The organism is Mesorhizobium sp. B2-4-12, from assembly GCF_006441575.1.
Taxonomy (GTDB): domain Bacteria; phylum Pseudomonadota; class Alphaproteobacteria; order Rhizobiales; family Rhizobiaceae; genus Mesorhizobium.
Genome location: NZ_VFVC01000035.1, coordinates 1 through 17,142 on the forward strand (window position 1 = coordinate 1; position 17,142 = coordinate 17,142).

The 17,142-nt window shown below is 61.9% G+C and carries 29 protein-coding genes and 1 pseudogene; 29 read left to right on the top strand and 1 reads right to left on the bottom strand.

What is annotated here, in order from left to right; genetic code table 11:
- The 28 genes and pseudogenes from FJ934_RS19710 to rplQ form a co-directional block, all read left to right on the top strand.
- Positions 1–84: pseudogene (locus FJ934_RS19710) on the top strand (elongation factor Tu); the annotation flags it as partial.
- A gap of 69 nt (positions 85–153) precedes the next feature.
- Positions 154–462 (top strand): 30S ribosomal protein S10, encoded by a 309-nt coding sequence (rpsJ, locus tag FJ934_RS19715; RefSeq protein ID WP_006205468.1) that lies wholly within the window; start codon positions 154–156, stop codon positions 460–462.
- Between the two features lie 61 nt (positions 463–523).
- Positions 524–1,237, top strand: coding sequence for a 50S ribosomal protein L3 (gene rplC, locus FJ934_RS19720; protein WP_140611522.1), 714 nt, complete (start codon positions 524–526; stop codon positions 1,235–1,237).
- Positions 1,237–1,857 (top strand): 50S ribosomal protein L4, encoded by a 621-nt coding sequence (gene rplD, locus FJ934_RS19725; protein ID WP_140611524.1) that lies wholly within the window; start codon positions 1,237–1,239, stop codon positions 1,855–1,857. The genes rplC and rplD overlap by 1 nt, the downstream gene beginning before the upstream one ends.
- Entirely contained in the window at positions 1,854–2,147 is a 294-nt protein-coding gene (locus FJ934_RS19730; RefSeq protein WP_006205465.1) for a 50S ribosomal protein L23, read from the top strand. The genes rplD and FJ934_RS19730 overlap by 4 nt, the downstream gene beginning before the upstream one ends.
- Before the next feature lie 22 nt (positions 2,148–2,169).
- Positions 2,170–3,003: a 50S ribosomal protein L2 gene (gene rplB / locus FJ934_RS19735; RefSeq protein WP_010909276.1), complete on the top strand. Its 834-nt coding sequence runs from the start codon at positions 2,170–2,172 to the stop codon at positions 3,001–3,003.
- 16 nt (positions 3,004–3,019) lie between these two features.
- Positions 3,020–3,298, top strand: a complete 279-nt coding sequence (gene rpsS, locus FJ934_RS19740; RefSeq protein WP_006205463.1) for a 30S ribosomal protein S19 — start codon at positions 3,020–3,022, stop codon at positions 3,296–3,298.
- A gap of 2 nt (positions 3,299–3,300) precedes the next feature.
- The gene (gene rplV / locus FJ934_RS19745) at positions 3,301–3,690 is read left to right on the top strand and encodes a 50S ribosomal protein L22 (protein WP_140611526.1); all 390 of its coding nucleotides are present in this window, start codon (positions 3,301–3,303) and stop codon (positions 3,688–3,690) included.
- Positions 3,690–4,418 carry a 30S ribosomal protein S3 gene (rpsC, locus tag FJ934_RS19750; protein WP_140611528.1) on the top strand — a complete coding sequence of 243 codons (729 nt, stop codon included), beginning with the start codon at positions 3,690–3,692 and terminating at the stop codon, positions 4,416–4,418. The genes rplV and rpsC overlap by 1 nt, the downstream gene beginning before the upstream one ends.
- Positions 4,419–4,445: 27 nt before the next feature.
- Positions 4,446–4,859, top strand: coding sequence for a 50S ribosomal protein L16 (gene rplP / locus FJ934_RS19755; protein WP_010909279.1), 414 nt, complete (start codon positions 4,446–4,448; stop codon positions 4,857–4,859).
- Between the two features lie 13 nt (positions 4,860–4,872).
- Entirely contained in the window at positions 4,873–5,073 is a 201-nt protein-coding gene (rpmC, locus tag FJ934_RS19760) for a 50S ribosomal protein L29 (protein WP_006205459.1), read from the top strand.
- An 11-nt stretch (positions 5,074–5,084) separates the two neighbouring features.
- Complete coding sequence (rpsQ, locus tag FJ934_RS19765; RefSeq protein WP_010909280.1) at positions 5,085–5,324, top strand: 30S ribosomal protein S17; 240 nt, start codon at positions 5,085–5,087, stop codon at positions 5,322–5,324.
- A gap of 84 nt (positions 5,325–5,408) precedes the next feature.
- Positions 5,409–5,777, top strand: a complete 369-nt coding sequence (gene rplN / locus FJ934_RS19770) for a 50S ribosomal protein L14 (RefSeq protein ID WP_006205457.1) — start codon at positions 5,409–5,411, stop codon at positions 5,775–5,777.
- A 12-nt stretch (positions 5,778–5,789) separates the two neighbouring features.
- Entirely contained in the window at positions 5,790–6,104 is a 315-nt protein-coding gene (rplX, locus tag FJ934_RS19775) for a 50S ribosomal protein L24 (RefSeq protein WP_140611529.1), read from the top strand.
- Complete coding sequence (gene rplE / locus FJ934_RS19780) at positions 6,097–6,675, top strand: 50S ribosomal protein L5 (RefSeq protein ID WP_140611531.1); 579 nt, start codon at positions 6,097–6,099, stop codon at positions 6,673–6,675. Before rplX ends, rplE begins: the two co-directional genes overlap by 8 nt.
- Before the next feature lie 27 nt (positions 6,676–6,702).
- Entirely contained in the window at positions 6,703–7,008 is a 306-nt protein-coding gene (rpsN, locus tag FJ934_RS19785) for a 30S ribosomal protein S14 (RefSeq protein WP_010909282.1), read from the top strand.
- Positions 7,009–7,020: 12 nt separating this feature from the next.
- Entirely contained in the window at positions 7,021–7,419 is a 399-nt protein-coding gene (gene rpsH, locus FJ934_RS19790) for a 30S ribosomal protein S8 (RefSeq protein ID WP_006205453.1), read from the top strand.
- A gap of 88 nt (positions 7,420–7,507) precedes the next feature.
- Positions 7,508–8,041, top strand: a complete 534-nt coding sequence (gene rplF, locus FJ934_RS19795; RefSeq protein WP_010909283.1) for a 50S ribosomal protein L6 — start codon at positions 7,508–7,510, stop codon at positions 8,039–8,041.
- Positions 8,042–8,182: 141 nt separating this feature from the next.
- Positions 8,183–8,542 carry a 50S ribosomal protein L18 gene (gene rplR / locus FJ934_RS19800; RefSeq protein WP_140611533.1) on the top strand — a complete coding sequence of 120 codons (360 nt, stop codon included), beginning with the start codon at positions 8,183–8,185 and terminating at the stop codon, positions 8,540–8,542.
- Positions 8,543–8,623: 81 nt separating this feature from the next.
- On the top strand, positions 8,624–9,193 hold the full coding sequence (gene rpsE, locus FJ934_RS19805; protein ID WP_027046810.1) for a 30S ribosomal protein S5: 570 nt from the start codon (positions 8,624–8,626) through the stop codon (positions 9,191–9,193).
- A gap of 24 nt (positions 9,194–9,217) precedes the next feature.
- Positions 9,218–9,415 (top strand): 50S ribosomal protein L30, encoded by a 198-nt coding sequence (rpmD, locus tag FJ934_RS19810; RefSeq protein ID WP_140611535.1) that lies wholly within the window; start codon positions 9,218–9,220, stop codon positions 9,413–9,415.
- A gap of 22 nt (positions 9,416–9,437) precedes the next feature.
- Positions 9,438–9,911 carry a 50S ribosomal protein L15 gene (gene rplO, locus FJ934_RS19815; RefSeq protein WP_095775807.1) on the top strand — a complete coding sequence of 158 codons (474 nt, stop codon included), beginning with the start codon at positions 9,438–9,440 and terminating at the stop codon, positions 9,909–9,911.
- A gap of 193 nt (positions 9,912–10,104) precedes the next feature.
- Complete coding sequence (secY, locus tag FJ934_RS19820; RefSeq protein ID WP_140611537.1) at positions 10,105–11,445, top strand: preprotein translocase subunit SecY; 1,341 nt, start codon at positions 10,105–10,107, stop codon at positions 11,443–11,445.
- Positions 11,442–12,038, top strand: a complete 597-nt coding sequence (locus FJ934_RS19825) for an adenylate kinase (RefSeq protein WP_140611539.1) — start codon at positions 11,442–11,444, stop codon at positions 12,036–12,038. The genes secY and FJ934_RS19825 overlap by 4 nt, the downstream gene beginning before the upstream one ends.
- Before the next feature lie 219 nt (positions 12,039–12,257).
- Entirely contained in the window at positions 12,258–12,626 is a 369-nt protein-coding gene (rpsM, locus tag FJ934_RS19830; protein WP_006205445.1) for a 30S ribosomal protein S13, read from the top strand.
- A gap of 155 nt (positions 12,627–12,781) precedes the next feature.
- Positions 12,782–13,171, top strand: a complete 390-nt coding sequence (rpsK, locus tag FJ934_RS19835) for a 30S ribosomal protein S11 (RefSeq protein ID WP_006205444.1) — start codon at positions 12,782–12,784, stop codon at positions 13,169–13,171.
- 101 nt (positions 13,172–13,272) lie between these two features.
- Positions 13,273–14,283, top strand: coding sequence for a DNA-directed RNA polymerase subunit alpha (locus tag FJ934_RS19840; RefSeq protein ID WP_006205443.1), 1,011 nt, complete (start codon positions 13,273–13,275; stop codon positions 14,281–14,283).
- Positions 14,284–14,387: 104 nt separating this feature from the next.
- Positions 14,388–14,819, top strand: a complete 432-nt coding sequence (gene rplQ, locus FJ934_RS19845) for a 50S ribosomal protein L17 (protein WP_140611541.1) — start codon at positions 14,388–14,390, stop codon at positions 14,817–14,819.
- Between the two features lie 62 nt (positions 14,820–14,881).
- Here rplQ and FJ934_RS19850 read toward each other — a convergent pair whose 3' ends face one another.
- Positions 14,882–15,493 (bottom strand): hypothetical protein, encoded by a 612-nt coding sequence (locus FJ934_RS19850; protein WP_140611543.1) that lies wholly within the window; start codon positions 15,491–15,493, stop codon positions 14,882–14,884.
- A gap of 131 nt (positions 15,494–15,624) precedes the next feature.
- Here FJ934_RS19850 and FJ934_RS19855 point away from each other — a divergent pair, with 131 nt between their 5' ends.
- Positions 15,625–17,118, top strand: a complete 1,494-nt coding sequence (locus FJ934_RS19855; protein ID WP_140611545.1) for a DegQ family serine endoprotease — start codon at positions 15,625–15,627, stop codon at positions 17,116–17,118.
- The last annotated feature ends 24 nt before the right edge of the window (positions 17,119–17,142 follow it).

Below are 17,142 nucleotides of genomic sequence, written 5' to 3' on the forward strand. Positions count from 1 at the left end.
GCCATGGAAGAGAAGCTGCGCTTCGCCATCCGTGAAGGCGGCCGCACCGTCGGTGCCGGCATCGTCGTCACCATCAAAGAGTAATTTGGACTTAAACCGATCTGTCGCGGGCGCGGAAGTTGCCCGCGCCGCGCCAGAACAAGGAAGTGACGCATGAACGGACAGAATATCCGCATCCGCCTGAAGGCGTTTGACCACCGGGTGCTCGACGCCTCGACGCGCGAAATCGTGTCGACGGCCAAGCGCACCGGCGCCAACGTCCGCGGCCCCATTCCGCTGCCGACGCGGATCGAAAAGTTCACGGTGAACCGGTCGCCCCACGTCGACAAGAAGAGCCGCGAGCAGTTCGAGATGCGCACGCACAAGCGTCTGCTCGACATCGTCGATCCGACCCCGCAGACCGTCGATGCTTTGATGAAGCTCGATCTGGCCGCCGGCGTCGACGTCGAGATCAAGCTCTAAGGGAATGAGAGCGCGGTAAGGGGCGGTGTCCCTGGCCCGGAACTCTAAAGGAATTGAACCGATGCGTTCAGGTGTGATTGCAAAGAAGGTGGGAATGACCCGCATCTATAATGATGCCGGGGAACATGTTCCCGTCACCGTTCTCCAGATGGAGAACTGCCAGGTCGTGGCCCAGCGCACGCAGGAGAAGAATGGCTACACCGCCGTTCAGCTCGGCGTTGGCCTTGCCAAGGTGAAGAACACGTCGAAGGCGATGCGCGGCCATTTCGCGACCGCTTCCGTCGAGCCGAAGGCGAAGCTCGCCGAGTTCCGCGTCTCCGCCGACAACATGATCGATGTCGGCGCCGAGATCACGGTCGAGCACTTTGTCGCCGGCCAGAAGGTCGACGTCACCGGCACGACGATCGGCAAGGGTTTCCAGGGCGTCATCAAGCGCCACCACATGGGTGGTGGCCGCGCGACCCACGGTAACTCGGTCTCGCACCGTACGCACGGCTCGACCGGCCAGCGCCAGGACCCCGGCAAGGTGTTCAAGGGCAAGAAGATGGCCGGCCATATGGGCGACACCCGCGTCACCACGCAGAATGTCGAGATCGTTTCGACCGATGCTGATCGCGGCCTGATCCTGATCCGCGGCGCGGTTCCCGGCACCAAGGGTGCCTGGATCCTGGTTCGCGACGCTGCCAAGGTTGCGCTTCCGGCCAATGCGCCGAAGCCCGCCGCGATCCGCGTCGCCACGAAGAATGAGGCTCCGGCCACAGAGGGAGCGGAATAATGGATATCAAGATCACAACGCTTGGCGGCAAGGACGCCGGCAAGGTGGAACTCTCCGAGGAGATTTTCGGCCTTGATCCGCGCGAGGACATCCTGCAGCGCGTCGTGCGCTGGCAGCTTGCCAAGAAGCAGCAGGGCACGCACAAGGCCAAGGGCCGCGCCGAAATCGCGCGCACCGGCGCCAAGATGTACAAGCAGAAGGGTACGGGCCGCGCCCGTCACCATTCGGCACGCGCTCCGCAGTTCCGCGGCGGCGGCAAGGCCCATGGCCCGGTCGTTCGCAGCCATGAGCACGATTTGCCGAAGAAGGTTCGCGCGCTTGGCCTCAAGCACGCCCTCTCGGCCAAGGCCAAGAGCGCTTCGATCATCGTCATCGACGAATTGAAGCTGACCGAGGCCAAGACGAAGGCACTGGTCGCGAATTTCGCGACGCTGGGCCTGACCAACGCCCTGGTGATTGGTGGCGCCGAGCTTGACCAGAACTTCAAGCTGGCCGCGACCAACATCCCCAACATCGACGTGCTGCCCATCCAGGGCATCAACGTCTACGACATTCTGCGCCGCGGCACGCTGGTCCTTTCCAAGGCCGCCGTCGAGGCTCTCGAGGAGCGCTTTAAATGACCGACCTTCGTCATTACGACGTGATCGTCAGCCCGGCGATCACCGAAAAGTCGACCATGGCTTCCGAGCAGAATCAGGTCGTCTTCAACGTCGCCAAGAAGGCGTCGAAGCCGGAAATCAAGGCCGCCGTCGAAGCGCTGTTCGGCGTCAAGGTGATGGCCGTGAACACGCTTGTCCGCAAGGGCAAGATCAAGCGCTTCCGCGGCACGATCGGCCGCCAGAGCGACGTCAAGAAGGCGGTTGTGACGCTGGCCGACGGCCAGTCGATCGACGTCGCGACGGGTCTCTGAGCAAGGCCGCGAGGACAAGAACATGGCACTGAAAAAATTCAACCCGGTAACGCCGAGCACCCGCCAGCTGGTCATCGTCGACCGCTCGGGCCTCTACAAGGGCAAGCCCGTCAAGGGCCTGACCGAAGGCCTGACCAAGTCGGGCGGCCGCAACAATTACGGCCGCATCACCGCCCGTTTCATCGGTGGTGGCCACAAGCGTTCGTACCGCATCATCGACTTCAAGCGCCGCAAGTTCGACGTCGTCGGCACGGTCGAGCGCATTGAATACGATCCGAACCGCACCGCCTTCATCGCGCTGATCAAGTACGACGACGGCGAGCTGTCCTACATCATCGCCCCGCAGCGCCTTGCCGCCGGCGACAAGATCGTGGCCGGCGAAGCGGTCGACGTGAAGCCGGGCAATGCGATGCCGTTGGCCTCGATGCCGGTTGGCACGATCGTCCACAACATCGAGCTGAAGCCGGGCAAGGGCGGCCAGGTTGCCCGTTCGGCCGGCGGTTACGCCCAGCTCGTCGGCCGCGACCAGGGCATGGCGATCCTGCGCCTCAACTCGGGCGAGCAGCGTGTCGTTCACGGCTCCTGCATGGCCACCGTCGGTGCCGTGTCGAACCCCGACCACGGCAACATCAACGACGGCAAGGCCGGTCGCACGGTTTGGCGCGGCAAGCGTCCGCACAATCGCGGCGTGACCATGAACCCGGTTGACCACCCGCACGGCGGCGGCGAAGGCCGCACCTCCGGTGGTCGCCATCCGGTTTCCCCGTGGGGCAAGCCGACCAAGGGCAAGAAGACGCGGTCCAACAAGGCGACCGACAAGTTCATCCTGCGCTCGCGCCATCAGCGCAAGAGCTAAGAAGAGGTAACGCCAAGTGACTCGTTCTATTTGGAAAGGCCCCTTCATCGACGGTTACCTTCTCAAGAAGGTGGACAAGGTTCGTGAAGGTGGTCGCAATGAGGTGATCAAGATGTGGAGCCGTCGCTCCACCATCCTGCCGCAGTTCGTCGGCTTCACCTTCGGTGTCTACAACGGCCAGAAGCATGTTCCCGTCTCCGTGAACGAGGACATGGTCGGGCACAAGTTCGGTGAATTCGCTCCGACGCGGACCTACTACGGTCACGGCGCGGATAAGAAGGCGAAGAGGAAATAATCATGGGCAAGGCCAAAGCTCCGCGCAGTCTTGCTGACAACGAAGCGCGCGCCGTTCTGCGCACGATCCGTATCAGCCCGCAGAAGCTGAACCTGGTTGCCGCGCTGATCCGCGGCAAGAAGGTCGCGACAGCGCTTTCCGACCTGGAATTCTCGGCCAAGCGGATTTCCGGCACGGTCAAGAAGACCTTGGAGTCGGCGATCGCCAACGCGGAAAACAACCACGACCTCGACGTCGACGCGCTGATCGTGGCGGAAGCCTATGTCGGCAAGTCGATCGTCATGAAGCGGTTCCACGCTCGTGGCCGCGGTCGCGCCAGCCGTATCGAGAAGCCGTTCTCGCACCTCACGATCGTCGTTCGTGAAGTCGAAGAAAAAGGGGAGGCCGCATAATGGGCCAGAAAGTCAATCCGATCGGTCTTCGCCTCGGCATCAACCGCACCTGGGATTCGCGCTGGTTCGCGAACACCGGCGAGTACGGCAAGCTGCTGCATGAGGACATCAAGATCCGCAAGTATCTTGAGAAGGAACTCAAGCAGGCCGCGATCTCGAAGGTCGTGATCGAGCGCCCGCACAAGAAGTGCCGCGTCACCATCCATGCCGCGCGCCCGGGCCTGATCATCGGCAAGAAGGGCGCCGACATCGAAAAGCTTCGCAAGAAGCTGATGGAGATGACGAAGTCCGAAACGCACCTCAACATCGTCGAGGTGCGCAAGCCGGAGATCGACGCGACCTTGGTCGCCCAGTCGATCGCCCAGCAGCTCGAGCGCCGCATCGCGTTCCGCCGCGCCATGAAGCGCGCCGTGCAGTCGGCGATGCGTCTCGGTGCCGAAGGCATCCGCATCAACTGCTCGGGCCGTCTCGGCGGCGCCGAAATCGCGCGCATGGAATGGTACCGCGAAGGCCGCGTGCCGCTGCACACGCTGCGCGCCGATGTCGACTACGGCACGGCCGAGGCGAATACGGCTTACGGCATCTGCGGCGTCAAGGTCTGGGTGTTCAAGGGCGAGATCCTCGAGCACGACCCGATGGCTTCGGAGCGTCGCGCCACCGAGGGTGATCATTCGCATGGCGGCGGTGGTGGCGAGCGCGAACGCGGTCGTCGTCGCGAGAACGCCTGAGACATTTAGGAATTTGGAGTTAGAACGATGCTGCAGCCAAAGCGCACAAAGTTCCGCAAGCAGTTCAAGGGCCGCATCCATGGTACCGCAAAGGGCGGCACCAACCTGGATTTCGGTGGTTTCGGGCTGAAGGCGCTTGAGCCGAACCGCGTCACCGCGCGTGAGATCGAGGCGGCCCGCCGCGCGATCACTCGCGAAATGAAGCGTGCTGGCCGCGTCTGGATCCGTATTTTCCCGGATCTGCCGGTCACGTCGAAGCCGACCGAAGTCCGCATGGGCAAGGGCAAGGGCGCGGTCGACTATTGGGCGGCGCGCGTCAAGCCGGGCCGCATCATGTTCGAGATCGACGGCGTCAGTGAAGAAACCGCCCGTGAGGCGCTGCGTCTCGGCGCGGCCAAGCTCTCGGTCAGGACGCGCTTCGTACAGCGCATCGCAGAATAAGGACGGGCTGATCATGAAAGCCGAAGACATCCGGACCAAGACCCAGGACCAGCTGACCGACGACCTGGCCAGCCTGAAGAAGGAGCAGTTCAACCTGCGCTTCCAGAAGGCCACCGGCCAGCTCGAGAAGACCGCGCGCGTGAGGCAGGTCCGCAAGGACATTGCGCGTATCAAGACCATCGCTGCGGAAAAGTCCGCGGCCAAGAAGGCTTAAGGACGAAAACCATGCCAAAGCGCATTCTGCAGGGCACCGTCGTCAGCGACAAGAACGAGAAGACGGTTGTCGTCAAGGTCGAACGGCGCTTCACGCATCCCGTGATGAAGAAGACCGTGCGCATGACCAAGAAGTACAAGGCGCACGACGAGAACAACGCCCATAAGGTTGGTGATCAGGTGTTCATCCAGGAATCGAAGCCGATTTCCAAGGACAAGCGCTGGATCGTCGTGTCTTCGGACCAAGCCTGACCTCTGGGCGTAAACAACGAATTTTGGACAGACCGGGGAGGGGCTTCGAGCCCGTCCCGTTAGAAAAGAAGAAGGCGGCCAGTCATGATTCAGATGCAAACAAACCTCGACGTCGCGGATAATTCCGGCGCGCGTCGTGTCATGTGCATCAAGGTGCTGGGCGGCTCGAAGCGGAAATACGCTTCCGTGGGCGACATCATCGTGGTGTCGATCAAGGAGGCCATTCCGCGCGGCCGCGTTAAGAAGGGCGATGTGATGAAGGCGGTCGTGGTTCGCACGGCCAAGGACATCCGCCGCCCGGACGGCAGCGTGATCCGTTTCGACAAGAACGCGGCCGTTCTCGTCGACAACAAGAAAGAGCCGATCGGCACGCGTATCTTCGGACCGGTTCCGCGCGAACTCCGCGCCAAGAACCACATGAAGATCATCTCGCTCGCGCCTGAAGTGCTGTAAGGAGCCGGACCAATGCAAAAGATCAGAAAAGGCGACAAGGTCGTCGTGCTTGCCGGTAAGGACAAGGGCCGTTCGGGCGAAGTCCTCTCGGTTCAGCCGAAGGATGACACCGCGCTGGTGCGCGGCGTCAATATGATCCGTCGTCACCAGAAGCAGACCCAGTCCCAAGAGGGCGGGATCATCACCAAGGAAGCGCCGATCAATCTGTCGAACATCGCGCTGGCCGACCCCAAGGATGGCAAGCCGACCCGCGTTGGTTTCACCTTCCAGAAGGACGGCAAGAAAGTGCGCGTCGCCAAGCGCTCGGGAGAAGTCATCAATGGCTAAGTCTCAAACCAAGCAGGCGACTGCCGCCAACACGCCGCGCCTGAAGCAGGTCTACAACGAGACCATCCGCAAGGCGCTGCAGGAGCAGTTCGGCTACGACAACGACATGCAGGTTCCGCGCCTCGACAAGATCGTGCTGAACATGGGCGTCGGCGAAGCGACCGCCGATTCCAAGAAGCCTTCGGTCGCGGCCGAAGACCTGGCAATGATCGCCGGCCAGAAGGCCGTCGTCACCCGCGCCCGCAATTCCATCGCTGGCTTCAAGGTCCGCGAGAACATGCCGATCGGCGCCAAGGTCACGCTGCGCAAGGAACGTATGTACGAGTTCCTCGACCGCCTCGTGAACATCGCGCTGCCGCGCGTCCGCGACTTCCGCGGACTGAACCCCAAGAGCTTCGATGGCCGTGGCAACTACGCCATGGGCATCAAGGAGCACATCGTGTTCCCGGAGATCAACTACGACAAGGTCGATCAGATCTGGGGCATGGACGTCATCGTTTGTACGACTGCGAAGACGGACGACGAAGCCAGGGCATTGCTCAAGGCCTTCAACTTCCCCTTCCGCCAGTAACGGCAGCGAGAAAAGGAAAAATCTGAAATGGCAAAGACCAGCTCAGTCGAGAAGAACAACAGGCGCCGCAAGCTTGCCGACCAGTACGGTCCCAAGCGCGCTGCGCTGAAGGCGATCATCATGGATCAGTCCAAGCCGATGGAGGAGCGCTTCCGCGCTCAGCTCAAGCTTGCTGCCCTGCCGCGCAACTCGGCCAAGATCCGCATCCGCAACCGCTGCGAAGTCACCGGCCGTCCGCGTGCCTACTATCGCAAGCTCAAAGTATCGCGCATCGCGCTTCGTGATCTCGGCAACAACGGCCAGATCCCGGGCCTGGTCAAGTCGAGCTGGTAAGGAGGACATAACATGTCATTGAGCGATCCTCTCGGCGATATGCTGACCCGCATCCGCAATGCCTACGGGCGCAAGAAGTCGAGTGTCTCGACCCCGGCCTCGCGTTTGCGCACCCGCGTCCTCGACGTGCTGAAGGCTGAAGGCTATATCCGCGACTACAGCCAGACCGACTTCGACAACGGCAAGTCCGAAATCGAAATCGAGCTGAAGTATTTCGACGGTGCGCCGGTCGTGCGCGAAATCGCCCGCGTCTCGAAGCCGGGCCGCCGCGTTTACGTCTCGGCCAAGTCGATCCCGCACGTCGCCAATGGCCTCGGCATCGCCATCCTTTCGACACCGAAGGGCGTGATGGCCGACCACGAAGCACGCGAACAGAACGTCGGCGGCGAGATTCTCTGCCAGATCTTCTGATCTGGCAGCTGACCGCAAAGTGGAATCCGGTCTTCGGATCGTTCCGAAGACAGAGACCTGAAACAAGAGAAGTGACGAGGACAACAAAATGTCTCGTATTGGAAAGAAACCCGTTTCGCTGCCGCAGGGCGTGACCGCGACCGTCAACGGCCAGACCGTGACGGCGAAGGGCCCCAAGGGCGAGCTGAAGTTCGTGGTGAACGACGAAGTCCTGGTCAAGATGGAAGGCAGCGAGATCGCTGTCCAGCCGCGCGACCAGACCAAGACGGCCCGCTCCAAGTGGGGCATGTCGCGCACGCAGATCGTCAACATCCTGCATGGCGTCAAGGACGGCTTCGAAAAGAAGCTCGAGATCACCGGCGTCGGCTATCGCGCCGCCATGCAGGGCAAGAACCTGCAACTCGCCCTTGGCTTCAGCCACGACGTCGTCTATGAGACGCCGGCTGGTGTCACGATCGCCGTGCCGAAGCCGACGGAAATCACCGTGACCGGCATCGACAAGCAGCAGGTCGGCCAGGTCGCCGCGGAGATCCGCGAGTACCGTGGTCCCGAGCCTTACAAGGGCAAGGGTGTCCGCTACGCTGGCGAGAAGATCGTCCGCAAGGAAGGCAAGAAGAAGTAGTGGGCTTGGCCCCCGAAAAGTTGCAGACTTTTCGGAAAAGACCAAGCCAAAGAAGTGTAACGCCGCGGGGAGCGGTCGCGGGAGGCGGTTTCGCCTACCGCATATGGCGGCCCCCGATTTTTGAAGGCAAGGAAGACCATTATGGGTAGCAAGGAAGCCACACAGCGCCGCGCACAGCGCGTTCGCCGTCAGATCAGGAAAGTCGCCGGCGAGCGTCCGCGTCTGTCGGTTCACCGCACGTCGAAGAATATCTACGTGCAGGTCATCGACGACGCCAAGGGCCACACCATCGCCGCTGCCTCGACGCTGGAGAAGGATCTCAAGGGTTCGCTCAAGACCGGGGCCGATACCGCTGCCGCCGCCGCGATCGGCAAGCTGATCGCCGAGCGCGCCACCAAGGCCGGCGTCAAGGAAGTCGTCTTCGACCGTGGCCCGTATATCTATCACGGTCGCGTCAAGGCGCTGGCCGAAGCTGCTCGCGAAGGCGGCCTGAGCTTCTGAGAATGACTTTCACCGTCGGCGACCCAAAGCGGCACCGGCAATCAGCAACCCGTGCTTCCGGAAAAGAACAAGGAACAGGATATGGCACAGGAACGTAGGGAAGGCGGCCGCGGCCGCGAGCGTGAGCGCGAAGAGCGTGACGACGGCATGGTGGACAAGCTGGTCCACATCAACCGCGTCGCCAAGGTCGTCAAGGGTGGCCGCCGCTTCGGCTTCGCCGCACTCGTCGTCGTCGGCGACCAGAAGGGCCGCGTCGGCTTCGGTCATGGCAAGGCGCGCGAAGTGCCGGAAGCGATCCGCAAGGCAACCGAGTCGGCAAAGCGCGACATGATCTTCGTGCCGCTGCGCTCGGGCCGCACGCTGCACCACGACGTCGAGGGACGTTGGGGCGCCGGACGCGTGCTGTTGCGCGCCGCCAAGCAGGGTACCGGCATCATCGCAGGCGGCCCGATGCGCGCCGTCTTCGAGACGCTCGGCATGCATGACGTGGTCGCCAAGTCGATGGGTTCGTCGAACCCGTACAACATGGTTCGCGCCACTTTCGACGCGCTGAAGAGCCAGATGCATCCCAAGGATGTGGCTGCCGCGCGCGGCATCAAGTATTCGACCCTTCAGGCCCGCCGCGGCACCGCCGTCGCGGCTGAAGAATAGTCGATCTGACGAGGGATTTTGACCATGGCCAAGAGAGCAACCAAGACCATCACCGTTGAGCAGATCGGTTCGCCGATCCGCCGTCCGAAGGAACAGCGCGCGACGCTGGTCGGCCTCGGCCTCAACAAGATGCACAAGCAGCGCACGCTGGAAGATACGCCTTCCGTGCGCGGCATGATCGCTGCCGTTCAGCATCTCGTCCGCGTTGTGGACGAGGGCTGACCCAAAGCGCAGGAGAAGTAAGATGAAACTCAACGATCTGCGTGACAAGGACGGCGCGACGCATTCCAAGAAGCGTCTCGGCCGGGGCATCGGTTCCGGCTCGGGCAAGACCGCCGGTCGCGGCGTCAAGGGCCAGAAGGCGCGCTCCGGCGTCGCCGTCAACGGCTTCGAGGGTGGCCAGATGCCGCTCTATCGGCGCCTGCCGAAGCGTGGCTTCAACAACATCTTCGCCAAGAGCTTCGTTGTCGTCTCGCTGGCCCGCATCCAGGAAGCCGTCGATGCCAAGAAGCTTGATGCCAAGGCAACCGTGACGGCCGAGGCGCTTGTTGCCGCCGGTGTCATCCGCCGCGTCAAGGACGGCGTGCGCGTGCTGTCGGATGGCGAACTCAAGGCCAAGCTGGCCTTCGACGTCGCCGGTGCCTCCAAGGCCGCGATCGAGAAGATCGAGAAGGCCGGCGGTTCGGTCAAGTTGCCCGAAAAGGCAGCTGCCGAGTAACGGCAATTTGAAGCGCGATCGGCAAGAGTGGGATTTGTTTTTACTCACGATTGCGCTTTGATCTGCTCAATTAGGCGGCCGCGTCAACGCGGCCGCTTGCATGTTTACAGCCCGGAGCTTATCTCGTGAGCTTCGGTGAAACGCGCCGCCTGACCTCACGGGCCATCAAGCGTTACCAAGCGGAGAATCAGGTATGGCTTCGGCTGCTGAACAACTAGCCTCGAATCTGAATTTCTCGGCCTTCGCCAAGGCGGAGGATCTGAAGAAACGCATCTGGTTCACCATCGGCGCGTTGCTCGTCTATCGCCTCGGCACCTACATTCCGCTTCCCGGTATCAATCCAGACGCTTTCGCCCATGCCTTCTCCTCGCAGAGCAAGGGCGTGCTTGGCATGTTCAACATGTTCGCCGGCGGTGCCGTGCAGCGCATGGCGATCTTTGCGCTCGGCATCATGCCCTACATCTCCGCCTCCATCATCATGCAGCTGATGACGTCGGTCATCCCGTCGCTGGAAGCGCTGAAAAAAGAAGGCGAACAGGGCCGCAAGGTCATCAACCAGTACACGCGCTACGGCACCGTGCTGCTCGCGCTGGTGCAGGCCTACGGCATTTCGGTGGGGCTTGAGAACGGCAACGGCATCGTCAGCGATCCCGGCATGTTCTTCCGCATCTCGACCGTCGTCACGCTGGTCGGCGGCACCATGTTCCTGATGTGGCTTGGTGAGCAGATCACCGCGCGCGGCATCGGCAACGGCATTTCGCTGATCATCTTCTCAGGCATCGTCGCCGGCCTGCCACATGCCATTTCCGGCACGCTGGAACTCGGCCGCACCGGCGCCCTGTCAACCGGCCTGATCCTGGCGATCATCGTTCTGGCCATCGTCGTCATCGCGCTCATCGTGTTCTTCGAGCGCGCCCAGCGCCGCCTGCTGATCCAATACCCGAAGCGTCAGGTCGGCAATCGCATGTTCCAGGGCGACACCTCGCATTTGCCGCTCAAGCTCAACACGTCGGGCGTCATTCCGCCAATCTTCGCTTCGTCGCTGCTCTTGCTGCCGGCCACCATCGCCGGCTTCTCGCAGACGACCAACATGCCGGCCTGGGCGAGCACCATCCTGGCCTCGCTTGGCCACGGCCAGCCGCTCTACATGGCGTTCTATGCGGCGATGATCGTGTTCTTCGCCTTCTTCTACACTGCGATTGTCTTCAACCCGAAGGACACCGCCGACCAGCTCAAGAAGCATTCGGGCTTCATCCCGGGCTATCGTCCGGGCGAGCGCACCGCCGATTATATCGATTACGTTCTCACCCGCATCACCGTCGTCGGCGCCATCTATCTGGTGCTGGTGTGTCTGCTGCCGGAGTTCCTGATCTCGGCGACTGGCGTACCATTCTACCTTGGTGGCACATCGCTTCTGATCGTGGTCAGTGTCACGCTCGATACGGTTGCGCAGATTCAGGGTCACCTGATCGCGCACCAGTATGAAGGCCTGATCAAGAAGTCGAAGCTGCGCGGGGGGAAGAAAGCCAGATGAGGTTGATTTTGCTTGGGCCGCCAGGGGCGGGCAAGGGGACACAAGCACAAAGACTGGTAGAGAAACACGGCATACCCCAGCTTTCGACGGGAGACATGCTGCGTGCCGCCGTGCAGGCCGGTACCGAAGTCGGTAAGCGTGCCAAGGCGGTGATGGATGCCGGTGAACTGGTGTCCGACGCCATCGTCAACGCCATCGTTGCCGAGCGAATCGACCAGGCCGACTGCGCCAAGGGATTCATCCTCGACGGCTACCCGCGCACGCTGGTGCAAGCCGATGCGGTTGAATCGATGCTTTCGGAGCGTGGCATCGGCCTGGACACGGTCATCGAGCTGGTTGTCGACGACAGGGCCCTGGTCGGCCGCATCGTCAAGCGCGCCGAAGATGCCAAGGCGGCCGGCCAGCCGGTGCGCAAGGATGACAACCCCGCGGTGTTCGAGGAGCGTCTGCGGGAGTACTACAAGAAGACCGCTCCGCTGACGGGCTACTACTACGCCAAGGGCAAGCTCAAGACTGTCGATGGCATGGCCAGCATGGACGCGGTAACCGCCGAGATAGAAACCGTGCTCGCGGCCGCCGCGAAGGCGCGGTAAGGGAATTCAAAGATTAAGCTTGACGGGAGCGGTCCGCTGCGGTATGGCGGCCCGTCTTCCTGTCAGGCGTGAACTTTGCTTGTCCGCAAGGGCAAGGCGGTTGCTTTGAACTGGAAACACCCGCAAGGGCCGGCCTCCACCGGACGCGGGGCAATTTGGACAGCGCCGGACCTGCCTTGTTTTTGAAGGTTGGCCGGCCCATATGGAGAAGAGAAGAATATGGCTCGTATAGCCGGCGTCAACATTCCGACCAACAAGCGCGTCGTCATCGCGCTTCAGTACATTCACGGCATTGGCAAGAAGTTCGCCCAGGAGATCGTCGACAAGGTCGGTATCCCGGCCGAGCGCCGCGTCAATCAGCTGACCGATGCGGAAGTGCTGCAGATCCGCGAAACCATCGACCGCGACTACCAGGTCGAGGGCGACCTGCGTCGCGAAGTGTCGATGAACATCAAGCGGCTGATGGACCTCGGCTGCTACCGCGGCCTGCGTCACCGCCGCTCGCTGCCGGTTCGCGGCCAGCGCACGCACACCAATGCGCGTACCCGCAAGGGCCCGGCCAAGTCGATCGCCGGCAAGAAGAAGTAATCAGGGGAAGGGAATAGGGCAGTAAGGCAGTAGGGAATGGTCCGCGGATCGGACAATCAATTTCCCTACTGCCTTACTGCCCTATTCCCCTACTCCCTTACGAAGGTGGAGCCGCTGGCATTACGGCGGTGTAGAGATCAACTGAAAGGACTATCATGGCCAAGGAAGCCGCTCGTGTTCGCCGTCGCGAACGCAAGAATATCTCGTCGGGCGTTGCCCACGTCAATTCGACCTTCAACAACACGATGATCACCATCACCGACGCGCAGGGCAATTCGATTGCCTGGTCGTCGGCCGGTGCCCAGGGCTTCAAGGGTTCGCGCAAGTCGACCCCGTTCGCGGCCCAGATGGCCGCCGAGGACGTCGCCAAGAAGGCCCAGGAACACGGCATGCGCATGCTCGAAGTCGAGGTCTGCGGACCTGGCTCCGGTCGTGAATCGGCGCTGCGCGCCCTGCAGGCGGCCGGCTTCACCATCACGTCGATCCGTGATGTGACGCCGATCCCGCACAATGGCTGCCGCCCGCGCAAGAAGCGCCGCGTCTAACAGTATCGAACGCCGCGCGAACGCCCACAAAGTGTTCCTCCGCGGCATTCCAGGTCGCCCGCCACGATTGGATGGTGGCGGGTCAACGGAAGGAAAGCATCATGATCCAGAAAAATTGGCAGGAACTGATCAAGCCGAACAAGATCGAGTTCTCGTCGAAGAAGAAGACGCTGACCACGCTGGTCGCCGAGCCGCTCGAGCGGGGCTTCGGCCTCACCCTCGGCAACGCGCTGCGTCGCGTGCTTCTGTCTTCGCTGCGCGGTGCGGCAGTCACCGCCGTGCAGATCGACGGTGTTCTGCATGAATTCTCGTCCATCGCCGGCGTGCGCGAGGACGTGACCGACATCGTTCTCAACATCAAGGAAATCGCCATCCGCATGGAAGGCGATGGTCCCAAGCGCATGGTCGTGCGCAAGCAGGGACCGGGTGCGGTTCTCGCCGGCGACATCCAGACGGTCGGCGATGTCGAGATCCTCAACCCCGATCACGTCATCTGCACGCTGGACGAAGGCGCTGAGATCCGCATGGAGTTCACCGTCGACACCGGCAAGGGCTACGTGCCGGCCGAGCGCAACCGCGCCGAGGACGCGCCGATCGGCCTGATCCCGGTCGACAGCCTCTATTCGCCGGTCAAGAAGGTCTCCTACAAGGTCGAGAACACCCGCGAGGGCCAGGTTCTCGATTATGACAAGCTGACCATGACCATCGAGACCGACGGTTCGATCTCGGGCGAGGATGCGGTGGCCTTCGCCGCCCGCATCCTGCAGGACCAGTTGGGCCTGTTCGTCAACTTCGACGAGCCGCAGAAGGAAGTCGCGGCGGAAGCCGTCACCGAGCTCGCCTTCAACCCGGCGCTGCTCAAGAAGGTCGACGAACTCGAGCTTTCGGTGCGTTCGGCCAACTGCCTGAAGAACGACAATATCGTCTACATCGGCGATCTGATCCAGAAGACCGAAGCCGAGATGCTGCGCACCCCGAACTTCGGCCGCAAGTCGCTGAACGAGATCAAGGAAGTCTTGGCGGCGATGGGCCTGCACCTCGGCATGGAAGTGCCGGACTGGCCGCCGGAAAACATAGAAGATCTCGCCAAGCGTTACGAAGATCAATATTGAGCATGAATTCCAAGGATCGGCGGCGTAAGCCGCTCGATCCGACGGTCATGCGGAAAACCATCAGAGGCCGTGGCCTCTTGAACAACTGAAGAAGGAAAAGAGCTATGCGCCACGGTTTCAAAGGCCGCCGCTTCGCCCGCAGCATCAGCCACCGCAAGTCGATGTTTGCCAATCTCGCCGTGTCGCTGCTCGAACACGAGCAGATCGTCACCACCCTGCCGAAGGCGAAGGACCTGCGTCCGATCGTCGAGAAGCTGGTGACGCTCGGCAAGCGCGGCGACTTGCACGCCCGCCGTCAGGTGATCGCCCAGATCGGTAATGAAGGCGTCGTCAAGCGCCTGTTCGACATCATCGCCCCGCGCTACGCCACCCGCAATGGCGGCTACCTGCGCATCATGAAGGCGGGCTTCCGTCACGGCGACAATGCCGCGATGGCCGTCATCGAATTCGTCGATCGCGACACCTCGGCCAAGGGCGCCGGCGACCGCGCCCGCATCGAGGCCGAAGGCACCAATGAGGAAGCCGCGGCCGCATAAGGCTTCGGATTTTCTGAAAACAGCTTAAGGGGCCTGCGGGCCCCTTTTTGTTGTCGACGTGGTTATCTGTTGCCAACCAGATCGAGGTAGTTGCGGCCGTCTATCGGTCTCCAATCGATCGCGCCCGATATCTGCTCAAGTGCAGGATGCGAGTAGGAGTAGATGCTGTCGATCTTTGTTCGATGATCGATATCGCCTACCAATTTGGACATTGTTACGCTGTCCAGATATTTTTCGGCGTCCCGATCTTCGATGAAATCCGCATCAACGCGGAAGTGGATTTGGATGGCACCGGCGCAGATGTTCAGTTCGATATCGCGCAGCGACGCCGTGTAGAAGAGCGTAGCGTTTTCAGGCGCCCACAGGCCCGCCCGCAGGAAGTCCGATGGCTTCGTGTATCCATTGAAATTATCAAGTAAAAGCACAAGCCGATCGGTGAAGACCTCGAAATCACCTGCGAGGTAACCAGCTTCTTCGATCTGAAGCCACTTCATCTTATGGGGCGCCTCTTCGTCGAACGAGATTTCGAGCTTTCCGAAAGTCCAATAGTCCGAATCGGCATGTGCCGGAATACCCAGCAATTCGGCAACCTCATTCATTTTCAAGGTTGGCGAGATCGGACCCAACCTGCCGGTTCTCAAAAAGTCACGGAATGAAGCAAGCTCTTTTTTCATGAAGTCGAGACCGTATCCGATTGCAGGCGGAGCTGTAGCCAGTTATTGCCGAAAATAATTCGATTTCATCGCCTTAGCCTTTCATTCTGCACAATCGTCGAGACAATGGCAGGCGACCTGGAGGATTCTGAATGCACCTCAAACGATTGTTCCTTGTGATGCTCTGCGCCTTCATGGTGTTCGCAGCCGCACCGGCAGTCCGGCAGGCTCTGGCTGAAGACGCCGCGAAGCCCGCCGATCCGGGCCTGTCGGACGTGCTGACCGATCTGCTGCACGGCGTTGAAGGGGAGAATGCCACCTCAGGACCGGACAAGCGCGTGCCTTTCGGTCGCGACGAGGTGCAACTTTCGTTCGCGCCGCTGGTCAAGCAGACGGCGCCGGCCGTGGTCAATGTCTATGCCTCGCAGACGGCCAAGGTGACATCGCCCTTCGAAGGCGATCCGTTCTTCGAGGAGTTTTTCGGCCGCGCGCAGCCGCGTGCGCAGTCCTCGCTGGGCTCGGGCGTACTGGTCGATCCGAGCGGTGTCATCGTCACCAATTTTCATGTCATCAAGGATGCCGACGAGGTCAAGGTGGCGACCGCCGACGGGCGCGAATTCACCAGCAAGGTGATGCTGAAGGACGAGACGCTCGATCTCGCCGTGCTCAAGATCGAAGCTGACAAGCCGTTCCCGGTCATCGCCATCGGCGATTCCGACGCGCTCGAAGTCGGCGATCTGGTGCTGGCCATCGGCAATCCCTTCGGTGTCGGCCAGACGACCACCAGCGGAATCGTTTCCGCGCTTGCCCGCAGCCATATCGGCGTCTCGGATTCGGGCTATTTCATTCAGACCGACGCCGCCATCAATCCCGGCAATTCCGGTGGCGCGCTGATCAACATGGGCGGCCAGTTGGTCGGCATCAACACCGCCATTTACAGCCGCAGCGGCGGCTCGATCGGCATCGGCTTTGCCATCCCCGCCAATATGGTGCGGGCTTTCGCCGACGCCGCGAAGGCAGGGCTCGACTTCTTCGAACGTCCTTATATCGGCGCCGAGTTCGAAGCGGTGACGCCGCAGATCGCCGAGTCGCTCGGCATGGAGAAGCCGACCGGGGCGTTGGTGTCTTCGGTCGACGCTACGGGCCCGGCCGGCAAGGCGGGGTTGAAGCCGGGCGATGTCGTGCTGCAGGTCAATGGCAAGCCGGTCGAGAGCATCGAGGCGCTCGACTACCGCATGGCGACGCTGTCGATCGGCACCAAGGCGAATTTCGCGATCCTGACCAAGGGCAAGCAGGCTGCAATGGACATCGCCTTGGAGCGGGCGCCGGAGGGTGCAAAGGCCTCAGAGGTGACGCTGCATGGCCGCAGCCCGTTCTCGGGGGCCAAGGTCGCGGAACTGTCGCCGCGGCTGGCCCAGAAGCTTGGCCTGCGCACGGATCTCAGGGGCGTGACGGTGATCGACATCAACCGCGATTCGCCGGCCGCGGATTTCGGCTTCCAGCCGGGCGATATCGTGCGCGAGGTCAACGGCACCACCATCGACACCGCCGCGACGCTGGCGCAGGCTGCCCAGCAGGATACGCGCTGGTGGCGCTTTACCGTCGAGCGCGGCGGGCAGATACTGCGCCAGGTGTTACGCTACTGAGTTTGGCCCGCGAGGGTCATGCTG

Coding starts and splice junctions, on each gene's coding strand:
- rplV (WP_140611526.1), top strand. CDS start 3,301: ATGGGCAAGGCCAAAGCTCCGCGCAGTCTTGCTGACAACGAAGCGCGC.
- rpsM (WP_006205445.1), top strand. CDS start 12,258: ATGGCTCGTATAGCCGGCGTCAACATTCCGACCAACAAGCGCGTCGTC.
- secY (WP_140611537.1), top strand. CDS start 10,105: ATGGCTTCGGCTGCTGAACAACTAGCCTCGAATCTGAATTTCTCGGCC.
- rplP (WP_010909279.1), top strand. CDS start 4,446: ATGCTGCAGCCAAAGCGCACAAAGTTCCGCAAGCAGTTCAAGGGCCGC.
- rplN (WP_006205457.1), top strand. CDS start 5,409: ATGATTCAGATGCAAACAAACCTCGACGTCGCGGATAATTCCGGCGCG.
- rpmC (WP_006205459.1), top strand. CDS start 4,873: ATGAAAGCCGAAGACATCCGGACCAAGACCCAGGACCAGCTGACCGAC.
- rplD (WP_140611524.1), top strand. CDS start 1,237: ATGGATATCAAGATCACAACGCTTGGCGGCAAGGACGCCGGCAAGGTG.
- FJ934_RS19850 (WP_140611543.1), bottom strand. CDS start 15,493: ATGAAAAAAGAGCTTGCTTCATTCCGTGACTTTTTGAGAACCGGCAGG.
- rplF (WP_010909283.1), top strand. CDS start 7,508: ATGTCTCGTATTGGAAAGAAACCCGTTTCGCTGCCGCAGGGCGTGACC.
- rpsJ (WP_006205468.1), top strand. CDS start 154: ATGAACGGACAGAATATCCGCATCCGCCTGAAGGCGTTTGACCACCGG.
- rpsH (WP_006205453.1), top strand. CDS start 7,021: ATGTCATTGAGCGATCCTCTCGGCGATATGCTGACCCGCATCCGCAAT.
- rplQ (WP_140611541.1), top strand. CDS start 14,388: ATGCGCCACGGTTTCAAAGGCCGCCGCTTCGCCCGCAGCATCAGCCAC.
- rpmD (WP_140611535.1), top strand. CDS start 9,218: ATGGCCAAGAGAGCAACCAAGACCATCACCGTTGAGCAGATCGGTTCG.
- FJ934_RS19840 (WP_006205443.1), top strand. CDS start 13,273: ATGATCCAGAAAAATTGGCAGGAACTGATCAAGCCGAACAAGATCGAG.
- rplC (WP_140611522.1), top strand. CDS start 524: ATGCGTTCAGGTGTGATTGCAAAGAAGGTGGGAATGACCCGCATCTAT.
- rplB (WP_010909276.1), top strand. CDS start 2,170: ATGGCACTGAAAAAATTCAACCCGGTAACGCCGAGCACCCGCCAGCTG.
- FJ934_RS19855 (WP_140611545.1), top strand. CDS start 15,625: ATGCACCTCAAACGATTGTTCCTTGTGATGCTCTGCGCCTTCATGGTG.
- rpsN (WP_010909282.1), top strand. CDS start 6,703: ATGGCAAAGACCAGCTCAGTCGAGAAGAACAACAGGCGCCGCAAGCTT.
- rpsC (WP_140611528.1), top strand. CDS start 3,690: ATGGGCCAGAAAGTCAATCCGATCGGTCTTCGCCTCGGCATCAACCGC.
- rplR (WP_140611533.1), top strand. CDS start 8,183: ATGGGTAGCAAGGAAGCCACACAGCGCCGCGCACAGCGCGTTCGCCGT.
- rplX (WP_140611529.1), top strand. CDS start 5,790: ATGCAAAAGATCAGAAAAGGCGACAAGGTCGTCGTGCTTGCCGGTAAG.
- rpsE (WP_027046810.1), top strand. CDS start 8,624: ATGGCACAGGAACGTAGGGAAGGCGGCCGCGGCCGCGAGCGTGAGCGC.
- FJ934_RS19730 (WP_006205465.1), top strand. CDS start 1,854: ATGACCGACCTTCGTCATTACGACGTGATCGTCAGCCCGGCGATCACC.
- rpsQ (WP_010909280.1), top strand. CDS start 5,085: ATGCCAAAGCGCATTCTGCAGGGCACCGTCGTCAGCGACAAGAACGAG.
- rpsK (WP_006205444.1), top strand. CDS start 12,782: ATGGCCAAGGAAGCCGCTCGTGTTCGCCGTCGCGAACGCAAGAATATC.
- rplE (WP_140611531.1), top strand. CDS start 6,097: ATGGCTAAGTCTCAAACCAAGCAGGCGACTGCCGCCAACACGCCGCGC.
- rplO (WP_095775807.1), top strand. CDS start 9,438: ATGAAACTCAACGATCTGCGTGACAAGGACGGCGCGACGCATTCCAAG.
- FJ934_RS19825 (WP_140611539.1), top strand. CDS start 11,442: ATGAGGTTGATTTTGCTTGGGCCGCCAGGGGCGGGCAAGGGGACACAA.